Source organism: Shewanella sp. QJM3NY_23, from assembly GCF_056173105.1.
On record NZ_CM149657.1, the window covers coordinates 2,832,156 to 2,846,363 of the forward strand.

A 14,208-nucleotide genomic window follows, 5' to 3' on the forward strand; every position below is an offset into this window, starting at 1 on the left:
TTATTGTGATATACAAAACTATCTCACAACTGAATATATGGTGACTAAATATTCAAAAAAGTGCTTAACTGATAAGCATTAAGCAGGCTTGCCAACATAACTTAAAGCAAAGGGCTTAAAGCAAGGTGATATCTTGTTTGTACTGATATAACTAAGAGGTCGGTGCAACTGATATCAGCCCACCGATAACGCAATTAGTTTAATATGGGCAACAAAAAAACGGGCACTAGGGCCCGTTTTAATCGATTAAAAGTGGTTGAGCCAATTACAGAGTAATTGCAGCTTCCAATGTCATTTCAATCATTTCGTTGAAGGTAGTTTGACGCTCTTCTGACGTGGTTTTCTCACCGGTACGGATATGATCTGATACGGTGACAACACATAAGGCTTTAGCACCAAACTCTTTAGCGACGCCATATAGACCAGCCGCTTCCATTTCGACACCTAGTACGTCCATTTTTTCCATTACGTCAAACATTTCTGGATCTGGCGTATAGAACAAATCGGCAGAGAACACGTTACCTACGCGGTACTTAGTACCACGAGCGTCGGCAGCTTTAACCACAGCGCTTAGTAGGCTGTAATCACAAATTGCAGCGAAGTCTTGGTTTTTGAAACGCAGACGGTTAGTTTGCGAGTCAGTACAAGCACCCATACCGATGATCACATCGCGCACTTTAACGTCGGTGCTGATCGCGCCACAGGTACCAACACGGATTAGGTTTTTAACACCATAATCTTTAATTAATTCAGTTGCATAGATTGAGCATGAAGGAATACCCATGCCAGAACCCATAACTGAAATGCGCACGCCTTTGTAAGTACCAGTGAAACCTAGCATGTTACGCACGTCAGTGACTTGCTCAACGTTCTCAAGGAAAGTTTCAGCAATGTATTTAGCACGTAGTGGATCGCCTGGGAATAACACGGTATCTGCAAATGCACCGTCTACTGCATTAATATGTGGTGTAGCCATCTATTTAACCCCTATTTTTTTAGACTTAAGTCTTTCTAGTACTGGCGGAAAATCAGCTCCGCCAAATCAATAATTCTAGACCATTTACAGGTAGATTAACCTACAAATGATGTGCCATATTCCATCGGTTCAAGCTCAAAGTAGCTTGCGATACTCTGGCCAATATCGGCAAAACTGTTACGCAGCCCAAGCGAGCCTGCGGTTAACCCGGCGCCATAGGCTAATACCGGTACACGCTCACGGGTGTGATCGCTACCAGGCCAAGTCGGGTCACAACCGTGATCGGCAGTCAGGAGTAATAAATCATCGTCATCTAGCAGTGCCAATATTTCAGGTAAACGGCTGTCAAAATATTCCAGTGCACGAGCATAGCCAGCGATATCGCGGCGATGACCGTAATGAGAGTCAAAATCAACAAAGTTGGTAAAGACTAGAGTACGGTCACCCGCCAGCTTAACTTGCTCAAGTGTTGCATCGAATAGGGCTTCTAAGCCAGTCGCTTTCACTTTTTGAGTAATGCCACAGTGAGCGTAAATATCGGCAATTTTACCGACACTGACCACTTCGCCGCCAGATTCTTTCAATTTATCCAGTACGGTTTTTGCTGGCGGCTCAACCGCATAATCACGACGATTGCCGGTGCGAGCAAAATCACTAGGGCCTGTGCCAACAAAGGGACGCGCAATAACGCGGCCAATGTTATATGGCTCAAGTTCTTCACGGGCGATAATGCACAGCTCATACAGTTTCTCGAGACCAAAGGACTCTTCATGGCAGGCAATTTGGAATACCGAGTCGGCTGAGGTGTAAAAAATTGGCATACCAGAACGCATATGCTCTTCACCCAGCTCTTCTAAAATCGCGGTGCCAGAAGCGTGACAATTACCTAAATAATCGCTCAGACCCGCTCTTGCCAAAATCTTATCAGTCAGCTCTTTCGGAAAAGAGTTGGTTAGATCGCTGAAGTAGCCCCACTCATAAAGCACTGGCACGCCCGCCATTTCCCAATGGCCACTGGGAGTATCTTTACCCGAACTTAATTCATCGGCATGGCCATAAGCCCCAATGATCTCAACGTCATCGCTGAAACCTTGTGGCATCTTGCCCGTGCTCTCTTTAGCCGCTAACGCTAAACCCAGTTTAACAAGGTTTGGCAACTTTAATGGCCCTTCGCGACCATCGTTAGCTTTACCTTCGGCGCACGCTTTGGCGATATTACCAAAGGTGTCTGAGCCCACATCACCAAACGCTTGTGCATCTGATGCTGCACCGACGCCGAATGAGTCAAGCATCATAATTACTGTTCTTTTCATCGTTTACTCTCCTAGAGATCAGATTGACGAATGTAACGATAGATCTCTGGTGTTTTTTCTGGCGCGGTATCGCCAATATGAATCGCATTTTGTACGGCCTGCGCCGCGGCATCAAATGCATCTTCCGATTGTGCATGGATCATGGCTATGGGTTTATCGGCCGTGATTTCATCACCTAATGCACAGACTTGGGTTAACCCGACACTGTAATCGAGTTTATCCCCTGGTTTACGCCGTCCACCACCTAAGGTCACCACAGCTAAACCCAGTTCGCGAGTGTCCATTGCCGTAGCAAATCCGCTGCGGTTAGCATACACAGGACGAATAATAGATGAGTGTGGCAGATAGTTGGCGTAGTTTTCGATAAAGTCACTCGGACCACCAAGACCAGAAATCATCCGACCAAAAATTTCGGCAGCTTTACCGTTATCAAGCACGCGATTAAGCATGTCACGCGCTTGGGCTTCGTTGGCCGCTAAGCCACCCAGTTGCAACATCTCGGCGCACAGCCCCATAGTGACAGCATATAAACGGGGATTACGATACGCGCCCGTTAAGAAATCGACCGCCTCTTTCACTTCAACGGCATTCCCCGCACAAGACGCCAAGACTTGGTTCATGTCGGTTAATAATGCGGTGGTCTTTGTTCCTGCGCCATTGGCAACAGCGGTGATAGAACGTGCTAATTCTTCAGATGCTTCGTAGGTCGGCATGAAAGCGCCGCTACCCACTTTGACATCCATCGCTAGCGCATCAAGGCTGCAGGCCAGTTTTTTCGACAAGATAGAAGCGGTGATAAGCGAAATAGATTCAACCGTGGCGGTATTATCCCTGATAGAATAAAAACGCTTATCGGCAGGGACTAAGTCACCCGTTTGACCAATAATAGCAACGCCAACGTCTTTAACCACCTGTCGAAACAGCTGACTGTCGGGCTCAGTTTGGTAACCTGGAATAGCATCAAACTTATCTAGCGTACCACCAGTATGACCAAGCCCTCGGCCAGATATCATCGGCACATAACCGCCACATGCAGCGGCCATGGGGCCAAGCATGAGGCTTATCACGTCACCCACCCCGCCGGTACTGTGTTTGTCGATAATTGGGCCATTTAGCCCCAAACTATCCCAATTAAGCACGGTACCAGAGTCACGCATCGCCGTGGTGAGCGCAATACGCTCATCCATATTCATGTCATTAAAATAAACCGCCATGCCAAGGGCAGCGATCTGCCCCTCTGACACACTATTATCAGTGATCCCTTTAACGAAAAACTGAATCTCTGCGGTGGTTAATGCTTCGCCATTACGCTTTTTACGAATAATTTCTTGTGCTAAAAACATGGTGCTGCCTCCAAGTTTGCCGTTAATGCTATGCAATAGCGACAAACTCTTTTATAAGACGCCATGCCAGTCTACGGATAAGGTAAAACTCTGGCTGAAATGGCGTCTTCAATTAGATTTAGATCACACTTAATTTAAACGCTAACTCACTAAACTGATTAAGCCTTAGCTCAAGCTTTAGTAGCCTTGCGGCCCTTTGGGGGCATCGGCTAACTCTAAAGTATGTAGCAAGTTAGTGAGTAGGCTAGATGCACCAAAGCGGAACGTTGCAGGACTGACCCAATCATCACCGAGTATGCGTGCAGCAAGGCCTAAGAACTCGGCGGCGGCAGCTGCATCACGAACACCACCGGCAGGCTTAAAGCCCACTTTAGGATTCTTTTCGCTGATCACTGTCATCATGATTTCAGCCGCTTCTAAGGTAGCATTTACTGCAACTTTACCTGTTGAGGTCTTGATAAAGTCAGCGCCAGCATCAATAGACAACTCTGATGCACGGCGAATTAATGCTGGATCTTGCAACACACCCGATTCGATAATGACTTTTAGCAAGACATCATCACCGCACTCTTCTTTACAGGCTTTAACAAGTTCAAAACCTATGGTTTCATTGCCTTCCATTAACGCACGGTAAGGGAACACAACATCCACTTCATCGGCGCCATAAGCCACTGCCGCGCGGGTTTCGAGTACCGCAATAGCAATGTCATCGTTGCCATGAGGGAAATTAGTCACTGTGGCGATTTTAATCTCTTCACAGCCCATATCATTGAGGGTTTTGCGCGCAATAGGAATGAAGCGAGGATAGATACAAATGGCGGCGGTATTGCCTGCAGGGGTCTGCGCTTTATGACAAAGCTCAATCACTTTTTGATCGGTATCGTCGTCATTTAACGTGGTCAAGTCCATCAATTGAATGGCTTGTTGTGCTGCTTTTTTTAAATCGCTCATAATAGCTCTCCGAGACGTAATTTATTAATTGAAAATAATAAAAAGAGATCGACGTATGACAGCGCCTAAGAGTTGGCAATTGTGATTATTGTTATGGCCGGGCCTTCAGCGTTGGCATAAAACAAGCCAATACCCATTACAGGAATATGGCATATGCTTTACACATTCAGGAGTTCATTGCCGCACACTATGTTGCGAGCCATCCTGAAACAAGGTAACGACTTGAATCCTTGAAGACCGGGAAGGGGAACGAATTATTATCACTGTAGAGTAGTGTTCCTGCCTTTCCGCGAAAAATCCATTTTAGCGCGTAAAACGACTAACCTTTATCTAAACAAGCTCTATCAATATAGTTCATGCTTAAGTAAAAATTAACCTATCTCGTAAGATGAAGCTCCTTTACAAGATAATAATTTGGAGCCGCCAACGCGGCTCCAAATACTCACTTATTCTATTCTTAGAACTTGTAAGTTGCTGAGAAATAGTGGCTGATGCCGGTAGATTCAAAAGCATCAGTATCTTGAATCAAATAGACTTCGTTGTATGCTTTCAGACCATAGCCAAGAGCGTAACGATCTGAATGCCAATATAGACCTAAGAACGCTGCACCACCATTAGTAGCTTGCTCGCCACCATGGTACTCTTTATCTGCACCAAACTGGTAATCAACATAGCCTTGGAATGATAGGAAGCTCTTGTTGTCGAAGAAGTAAAATGGCTTGAACCAGTTAGCAGAGAACTGGTAACCGTTCCAATCTTTCTTGTTCAGATCATAAAGACCATAAAGGTTCACACCAGTTTTGCCTAACCAAGGTACCATTACATCGGCACCTATACCCCAGAAAGAGTTATTTGGATTAAAGTCACCATGCCCACCACCCCAGTTAAATAGAGTAGAAAAATAAACTTCTGTTACTGGGCCAAAAGATAGGTCTTTGCCTGTCAGCGCATCGATAGAAACACGTGGAGCAAACTTCATGAACATTTTATCAGAGTCTGCTTTATCGCTTGAACTTCTCTCTGTAGGGTTAAATAGATCTACATAGCCATAAAGATCAAAAATACCAGAACGACCACCAAATTCCATTTCAAGATAATCATGACCTGAATGAGCATCTGGCGAACGCGGTTGTTCTTCTAGAGCATACATATAGTTGAACTGCATCCACTTGTAATCGCTACCGTGTAGGTCTGAGCGATCAGCAGCAAACGCTGTACCTGACATTGCAGCTACGGCTGTAGCAGCTAAAGCTAAAGTTTTAACGTTTTTCATCATCAACCCCATTATTTTATGGTTTTACTGCTCTTAAAGAGTCAGTGCTTCTTTTTGTTTCGCGCCGCATTTTACCCAAATGGTATTAAATCACAATACAATTAACGTAAAAATGTGAACACAATTTTCTAACATAAAAACAAACTGCAATAATTGGTAATCGTTAGTAAATATTGACCCTATTTACTGACCTGACTTATCTGAGTTCGTTGGTCTAGCATCCTCATAAATCTGCCGCCTGCAGCAACAAACACATGATTAGCTAGTACAGTGTTAATTAATAACGCTGTTTTGCTTGTTATGAAAAATGGTGTAGTTAACTTTGACTCTGCCCTGCTGGGCAGAGTCATCATTCAGGGGCATCCCCCCAAGGAATTACCTGAGACTTATAACGCTAGGAATAGACCCGCAAGCGTCGCACTCATCAAGTTTGCTAATGAACCAGCAATCACAGCACGGAAACCTAGCTTAGCAAGGTCGTGACGACGGCTTGGCGCCATTGAACCTAGACCACCAAGTAAGATAGCGATTGAAGATAAGTTAGCGAAACCACACAGTGCGAATGAGATGATAGCTTTAGTTCTATCCGTCATCACAGCATTAGTTGCTTCAACTAACAGACCACCATCAGCCACATCTTTTAGGTATGGAGCGAAGTTTAGGTATGCAACGAATTCGTTAACCACAATCTTTTGACCGATGAAAGAACCGGCAACTAAAGCCTCGTTCCAAGGTACACCGATAAGGAATGCAAGTGGCATAAACACATAGCCTAAAATTAGCTCTAGGGTAATACCCTCTAAGCCAAACAGACCCGTTACACCACCAATGATGCCGTTAAGCATGGCAATCAGACCAACGAAGGCAAGTAGCATAGCACCCACGTTTAATGCTAAATGCATACCCGATGAAGCACCTGCAGCAGCAGCATCTAATACGTTAGCTGGCTTATCTGGATCTTCTGGAAGCTCAGCCATTTCATTAACCGTTTTATCGGTTTCTGGATGCATAAGCTTAGCCATTAACAGGCCACCTGGAGCCGCCATGAAAGATGCAGCAACAAGATACTGGATAGGTACACCCATCTGCGCGTAACCGGCTAACACCGAACCCGCGATTGAGGCTAAACCACCAACCATGATGGCAAACAGCTCAGATTGCGTCATAGTCGCGATAAACGGACGAACCACAAGTGGCGCTTCAGTTTGACCAACGAAGATGTTGGCAGTCGCAGACATAGACTCAGTACGGCTAGTACCCAAGGCTTTTTGTAGCGCACCACCGATAATACGGATGATCCACTGCATGATGCCTAGGTAGTAAAGTACGGCGATAAGTGAAGAGAAGAACACGATAACCGGTAGCACGTTAACCGCGAAAATGAAACCAACTTTGAAGTTAGCTAGATCGCCGAAAAGGAAGCTAATACCGTCTTGTGCGTAACTAATAACGCTTGATACGCCATTAGAGACTGTTTGAAGAATATCTTTACCGACTGGAACATATAACACGAAACCTGCGAAGAACGCCTGAATAGCAAGCGCGCCAAACACAGTGCGGAAGTTAATAGCTTTTTTGTTATTCGATAACAAAAAACCTATTGCAAGTAGGGTGACCACCCCTACCAAGCTCATTAAAATATCCATTAACCATCACCCTATTGTTAATAATTTTTAATTATGTTGTTAACCAACCTTTTTTCAACTCCAGATTATACCCGAGCGATTGGCTAAAATCGTCGTTTTGATCAAGTTTTTGAAGTTTTATTTCAATACGTTAGACCATAAATTTGATGCGGCCCACATCTGTTTTTTAAAAATCAAATTAGAGGTCAAAGAGTTGCATGGTATTTAGAAACACTTGTTCTGAAACTAGAACGCGAGATTTTTTCTGCAATGTCGCAATTTCTGCGATCAGTAAATGCAACATTAAGTTCGATTCGCTGATATTATCGGCAACATCTGGTTTTTCCTGCTGTAAAGCAAGAGCCAGATCCGTTTCAACCACTAGAGATGCTAATGGAAGGTTGACAATGGACTCTCGTAGCTTTTTGGCCGTTTGGTTTAATAGTAGATGGCCGATCCCCAGCTTCATACCACAATCAAGATACTGCTGCGCCAATTGAGTACTGCCATAAAAGCCATGGATCACTCCCGCTTTTTTTAATGGATAACGTTTAAGTAAATGCAGTACTTCATTATGAGCTTTGACACTGTGGATTATCACTGGCAAGTCAAAACGCTGCGCCAAACTTAACTGCGCCTCAAAACAATCAATTTGCGCATTCCAAGTGTCACGATATCCGCCATCGAGGCCACATTCACCAATCGCCACTAAGCGTTTGTCTTGCTTATTTGTTATCAGTAATTTTTCAAGTTGAGCAATTTCGCTAGGCCACTGCTGATTGCAATACCAAGGATGAATGCCTAAGGCATAACTGCAATCATATTGCTTCGCTACGGCGCGTTGCTTAGCCCAATGGGCAGCAGATACCCCGGGGATAACCGCATGCACTAAACCCAGTCGCTGCATGTGCAACATCAATATGTCACGTTTTGCATCGAACAAATCAAAATCTAGATGGATATGGCTGTCAATAACGGGCATCACAGGCGCCTTAGCATTAAAGGTAAAACAATTGACCATATGCTTAAGTCCTCCCTTTAATGGCTGTCATGCTGTGAACACTTTGCCGATGGTTCAATTTCATCAGACGTCAACTTGGATGAAGTTACATCTTGCGCTTTAGCCTTTTGCGCCGAGCGCGCATTACTTAAACTCGGCTCAGCCAATCTAGGCGCGCAGCATCGCTGGCTATTTTCGGTAAATCCCATGCGATCGCACCAAGCAATGTAGGCTTGCCACCATTTATATTTCATTTAACGCCTCTCGCAACGAGCATGCTTACAATAAGGGGTTTAAATTACACGACTAAAGCCACTCTATTTTAGGCACAAAAAAAGCAGACGGGTCTGCTTTTTTATCTGCAATGCTGAGCTCAATAATATCGAGCCACGCTTGATTAAACCTTAGTTTTCGCGTGTTTTGGCAAACTCAATATCTGGATAACGCTCCATCGACAAGTTGAGATTAACCATTGTGGGGGCGATATAGGTTAAGTTATCGCCGCCATCAAGTGCTAAGTTATTGCTGCACTTGCGCTTAAAATCATCCAGCTTTTTGTGATCGTCACAATAAACCCAGCGGGCCGTTGCTACGCTGATCGCTTCGTAAATGGCTTCCACTTTGTATTCGCTTTTTAAGCGCTGTACAACCACCTCAAACTGCAGCACACCGACAGCGCCGACGATTAAATCGTTAGTATCTAAAGGTCTAAACACCTGTACGGCACCCTCTTCCGACAGTTGCACTAAGCCTTTTAGCAGTTGCTTTTGTTTTAATGGATCTTTTAAGCGAATACGGCGGAACATTTCCGGGGCAAAGTTAGGGATGCCGGTATAGCGAAATTTATCACCTTGAGTAAAGGTATCACCAATTCGAATAGTACCGTGGTTATGCAGACCAATAATGTCGCCAGGATAAGCCGCCTCAGCGCGATTACGATCTCCAGCCATAAAGGTCAAGGCATCACTGACATTGACATCTTTACCTATGCGCACATGATGCATCTTCATGCCTTGTTCGTAACGTCCAGTGCAGATACGCATAAAGGCAACACGGTCACGGTGTTTAGGGTCCATGTTGGCTTGAATTTTAAACACAAAACCACTGAATTTTGGCTCTTCAGGGTCCATGACTCTGACATCAGTTTCTCGAGGCTGAGGACGCGGAGCCCACTGCACGATACCGTCAAGTATATGGTCAACACCAAAGTTACCCAATGCAGTACCAAAGAAAACCGGAGTCAGCTCACCTTTTAGGAAGGCATCTAAATCAAACTCATTAGAGGCGCCTAACACGAGTTCCATCTCATCACGGATCTCTTGCGCATAGCTGCCAATGGCTTGGTCTAGCTCCGGATTATTTAACCCTTTAATGACGCGCGAGTCTTGAATCGTATGTCCCATACCATTTTGATACAGGATCACCTCATCACGTAATAGGTGATAGACCCCTTTAAACTCTTTACCTGCACCAATAGGCCAAGTGATTGGAGCACAAGCAATATTGAGTACATCTTCAACTTCGTCCATCAACTCAATCGGATCTCGAATATCACGGTCGAGCTTGTTCATGAAGGTGACAATAGGCGTATCACGTAGACGCGTCACTTCCATTAATTTGATGGTACGTTGCTCAACACCTTTAGCCGAATCGATCACCATCAAACAAGAGTCAACGGCAGTCAATGTGCGATAAGTGTCTTCCGAAAAGTCTTCGTGACCGGGAGTATCAAGCAAGTTAACCAAGGCATCACGATAAGGAAATTGCATCACAGAGGTGGTAATAGAAATACCACGATCTTTTTCCATCTCCATCCAGTCTGATTTAGCATGCTGGCCTGATTTTTTGCCTTTTACCGTACCGGCTTTTTGCAAAGCGTTGCCGAACAGTAATACCTTTTCAGTAATGGTGGTCTTACCGGCATCGGGGTGAGAGATAATAGCGAATGTTCTTCGCTTATTGATTTCGTTAAGGAAAGTCTGGTCAGCCATTAAAAGTTCTTTTTAGTTGGTACACGAAATTGAGCACGCGTTACTGTAACCCATGGGGCGACTGCGTTAACCAATCCGTTAGGTGAATAATCATTGGCGCCTATTTTCACCGATTTAGGCGTTATAAACAATCAATGCGGTGCAGATAGATGGGGCTTTTTTACTAAAGCCTAAGATCAAGATGTGAGGTTTAGTGTAACACTAGCACTAAACCTCAATCATAAAGACATAGATTTAACGTCATATTGACTAAAGAAATAATGCGATGGCATATTTACTGCTTAGCACGCAACCTGCTAACCATTTGAAAGTAAAGCTTATTATAAAAGCGTTTCACTCTTCACGGTCACAAGGAAAATGATAAGACATTGAACAAATTATTATTCTTCCAGCCAAAACAATGCAATTTATCTCATTAGAATAATCACTCTTCGTTTAAGCTTTGGCTGATCCTAGCTAACTCAACTCTGGCATATCTATGTTCGACAAAATCATAAATATTGGTGGCCAGCGCTAAACGGAAGTAATTAGCGGCATCATTGTAGCGCTGCTGTTGTTGTGCCACTTTGGCAATATAAAAATAAGCTTCACATAGTCGCTCAGCATATTCATTAGGGTGTGTTAACCCCTGCTTGGCTAAATCAAACACTTTTTCTCGGCTAGCATCGCCTAAATAGTAGTCAATGATAATCGTCGACCAAGCACTATCAGCCAATTTATTACGGTGGGCTCGTAAATTCTTTTGTGCTCGTTCAATATCGATTTTAGCTTCAGTTATGTATAACCATAATGCACGATAACCATCTTGATCATCACCATCATAAAAGCTCTGCATATCGGTTAGCGCTAACTCATTACGTTCACCGTAGTAGAGCGCGATACCACGATTTAAATAGGCATAGTCATAATCGGGTGAAAGTTCTAATACGGCATCGAAAGCCTCATAGGCACTCTCAAACTCACCTTCTTGAGTATAATAAATACCAAGAAAATTATAGGCATCGGCTAAATTTGGCTGTAGTTTTAACGCTTGATGAAAATCGATTCGGCTTAAAATGCGTAACCCAACACTGTCGTAAATGACGCCACGATCATAATGAAAGCGCGCACGTTGCTCTGTGGTCAATTCAGCTGAAGCTAAGATGTCATTTAGGCGGGCAAGGGTCACTTCTAACTTATAATCGGGCATTACTGGTGCAACAATCAGTTGGCCCTGCTCTGCATTTTGTCCTAATTGAGTCGATACACATCCTGTAAGCAGTATACTCAGAGCAGCCATCACCGCGACTGTAGTTGTACGCAATTGATAAGTCATCCATTTAACCTTATTTGCTTCGCTAATAGCCTCAATCATAGCAATCCCTAATAGCAACGGCTATCTGCATTTTAAAAATTCCAATAAAAAAGGAGACCTAAAGGTCTCCTTTAATTAATTAGCGAAAAAATTACTCGCTAGCAGTTTCCGCTTTAGGCTGAGCTTCTTTCATTGAAAGACGTACACGGCCTTGACGATCAACTTCCATCACCTTCACTTTTACATCTTGACCGACTTCAAGGAAGTCAGACACATTCGCTACACGCTCTTCAGCGATTTGAGAAATGTGTACTAGGCCGTCTTTACCTGGAAGAATGGTAACAAACGCACCAAAATCAACGATACGAACCACTTTACCGTTATATACAGTGCCCACTTCAACTTCTGCAGTGATCTCTTGAATACGACGAATCGCTTCTTGAGTCGCTTCACCGTTTGAAGATGCGATCTTAACAGTACCATCATCTTCAAGCTCGATAGTCGTGCCAGTCTCTTCGGTTAGAGCACGAATAGTTGCACCACCTTTACCAATCACGTCACGGATCTTCTCAGGGTTGATCTTGATAGTGGTGATACGTGGAGCGTGATCAGAGATATCGTCACGATGTGAACCAATGGCTTGGTCCATCACATTGAGAATATGTACACGAGCGCCATAAGCTTGTTGCAGTGCAATTTGCATGATCTCTTGTGTGATACCTTCAATCTTGATATCCATCTGCAATGCAGTGATACCGTCGCGAGTACCCGCCACTTTAAAGTCCATGTCACCTAAGTGATCTTCATCGCCTAGAATGTCAGAAAGCACGACGAAATCATCACCTTCTTTAACAAGACCCATAGCAATACCAGCAACAGACGTCTTGATTGGAACACCCGCATCCATTAAGGCTAACGAGGTACCACAAACAGAAGCCATTGAACTTGAACCGTTAGATTCAGTAATTTCTGATACGACACGAACACTGTATGGGAACTCTTCAGCAGATGGCATAACCGCATTAATACCACGCCATGCTAGCTTACCGTGACCAATTTCACGACGCTTTGGTGAACCAACCATGCCTGTTTCACCAACAGAGTATGGAGGGAAGTTGTAATGCAACATAAAGCGATTAGTGTATTCGCCCATGATGCTATCAACTTTCTGCGCATCGCGCTCGGTACCTAAGGTACAGGTTACTAATGCCTGAGTTTCACCACGAGTAAACAGTGCACTACCGTGAGTACGTGGCAATACGCCAGCCATCACGCTAAGCGCACGTACCATATCAGGTTCGCGACCATCGATACGTGGGTTACCTGCGATAATACGGTTACGTACGACACTCTTTTCTAAGCTGCCCAGTAACTTGTCTAGCTCACGTAAATCAACGTTAGCATCTTCTTCAACTAACTTGGCAACGGTCGCTTCTTTTAATGCACTAACGGCATCACGACGTTCATGCTTAGCAGTGATTTGGTATGCTGCTGTCATCTCTGCTTCAGCTAATACCTTAATCTTCGCCACTAAGTCTTCATCCGCTTTTGGCGCAGTCCAGTCCCAAGCAGGCTTACCAGCTTCGGCTTTTAGTTCGCTAATCGCATCGATAACTAATTGCTGTTGTTGATGACCATAAACCACACCACCTAGCATAACTTCTTCTGGTAGTGCATCGGCTTCTGATTCAACCATCAGAACTGCACCTTGAGTACCAGCAACAATCAAATCGAGTTGGCTATCAACAAGTTGACTAACTTCAGGGTTTAATACGTACTCGCCATTGATATAACCAACACGAGCAGCACCCAAAGGACCATTAAACGGCAGGCCTGAGATAGCTAGCGCCGCAGAGGTACCAATCATAGAAATAACATCAGGATTGATTTCAGGATCGACAGAAAGTACTGTGATAATTACCTGAACTTCATTCTTGAAGCCATTTGGAAATAGTGGACGGATTGGACGGTCAATAAGACGTGCAATCAGTGTTTCGTTTTCAGATGGACGACCTTCGCGCTTGAAAAATCCACCTGGGATCTTACCTGCTGCGTATGTCTTTTCCTGATAATTAACGGTTAGCGGGAAAAAGTCACGACCTGGCTCTTCAGCTTTCTTTCCGACAACAGTTACCAGTACTGTTGTATCACCCATACTTGCTAAAACAGCAGCGTCAGCTTGACGTGCAATAACCCCAGTCTCTAATGTGACTGTATGTTGACCATATTCAAAACTTTTTACGATTGGATTCACGTGAACCATTCCTTAATTTAATAACCTTATTTTCCCGTGTAAGTATACTTCAAGTCTATTCAATAGATAAAGAGCACATGTGGATGACAAAGCTTAATCTTTTCTCTAAAGTGGAAAGTTAGGTGGTTTTCTGCAATCTCTAGCGGCTTTTTTTGTAATATACTGTAAAGAGTCGCCAAAATAGGAAT

The 14,208-nt window shown here is 44.1% G+C and carries 11 protein-coding genes; all 11 read right to left on the bottom strand.

Annotation, left to right across the window (positions count from 1 at the left end; translation table 11 throughout):
• Positions 1 to 265: 265 nt before the first annotated feature.
• Entirely contained in the window at positions 266 to 976 is a 711-nt protein-coding gene (gene deoD, locus AC0VXX_RS12570) for a purine-nucleoside phosphorylase (protein WP_475514526.1), read from the bottom strand.
• Between the two features lie 95 nt (positions 977 to 1,071).
• On the bottom strand, positions 1,072 to 2,289 hold the full coding sequence (locus AC0VXX_RS12575) for a phosphopentomutase (RefSeq protein WP_110458225.1): 1,218 nt from the start codon (positions 2,287 to 2,289) through the stop codon (positions 1,072 to 1,074).
• A gap of 11 nt (positions 2,290 to 2,300) precedes the next feature.
• Positions 2,301 to 3,632 carry a thymidine phosphorylase gene (gene deoA / locus AC0VXX_RS12580; RefSeq protein WP_475514527.1) on the bottom strand — a complete coding sequence of 444 codons (1,332 nt, stop codon included), beginning with the start codon at positions 3,630 to 3,632 and terminating at the stop codon, positions 2,301 to 2,303.
• A gap of 177 nt (positions 3,633 to 3,809) precedes the next feature.
• Complete coding sequence (gene deoC, locus AC0VXX_RS12585) at positions 3,810 to 4,583, bottom strand: deoxyribose-phosphate aldolase (protein ID WP_110458227.1); 774 nt, start codon at positions 4,581 to 4,583, stop codon at positions 3,810 to 3,812.
• A gap of 457 nt (positions 4,584 to 5,040) precedes the next feature.
• On the bottom strand, positions 5,041 to 5,856 hold the full coding sequence (locus AC0VXX_RS12590) for a nucleoside-specific channel-forming Tsx family protein (protein WP_475517023.1): 816 nt from the start codon (positions 5,854 to 5,856) through the stop codon (positions 5,041 to 5,043).
• 386 nt (positions 5,857 to 6,242) lie between these two features.
• Positions 6,243 to 7,502 carry a NupC/NupG family nucleoside CNT transporter gene (locus AC0VXX_RS12595; RefSeq protein ID WP_475514528.1) on the bottom strand — a complete coding sequence of 420 codons (1,260 nt, stop codon included), beginning with the start codon at positions 7,500 to 7,502 and terminating at the stop codon, positions 6,243 to 6,245.
• 178 nt (positions 7,503 to 7,680) lie between these two features.
• The gene (locus tag AC0VXX_RS12600; protein ID WP_475514529.1) at positions 7,681 to 8,502 is read right to left on the bottom strand and encodes a TatD family hydrolase; all 822 of its coding nucleotides are present in this window, start codon (positions 8,500 to 8,502) and stop codon (positions 7,681 to 7,683) included.
• Between the two features lie 17 nt (positions 8,503 to 8,519).
• Entirely contained in the window at positions 8,520 to 8,735 is a 216-nt protein-coding gene (locus AC0VXX_RS12605; RefSeq protein WP_475514530.1) for a hypothetical protein, read from the bottom strand.
• Positions 8,736 to 8,885: 150 nt separating this feature from the next.
• On the bottom strand, positions 8,886 to 10,472 hold the full coding sequence (gene prfC / locus AC0VXX_RS12610; protein WP_475514531.1) for a peptide chain release factor 3: 1,587 nt from the start codon (positions 10,470 to 10,472) through the stop codon (positions 8,886 to 8,888).
• Between the two features lie 424 nt (positions 10,473 to 10,896).
• The gene (nlpI, locus tag AC0VXX_RS12615; RefSeq protein ID WP_475517024.1) at positions 10,897 to 11,787 is read right to left on the bottom strand and encodes a lipoprotein NlpI; all 891 of its coding nucleotides are present in this window, start codon (positions 11,785 to 11,787) and stop codon (positions 10,897 to 10,899) included.
• A 130-nt stretch (positions 11,788 to 11,917) separates the two neighbouring features.
• Entirely contained in the window at positions 11,918 to 14,020 is a 2,103-nt protein-coding gene (gene pnp, locus AC0VXX_RS12620; protein WP_475514532.1) for a polyribonucleotide nucleotidyltransferase, read from the bottom strand.
• Positions 14,021 to 14,208: the final 188 nt, after the last annotated feature.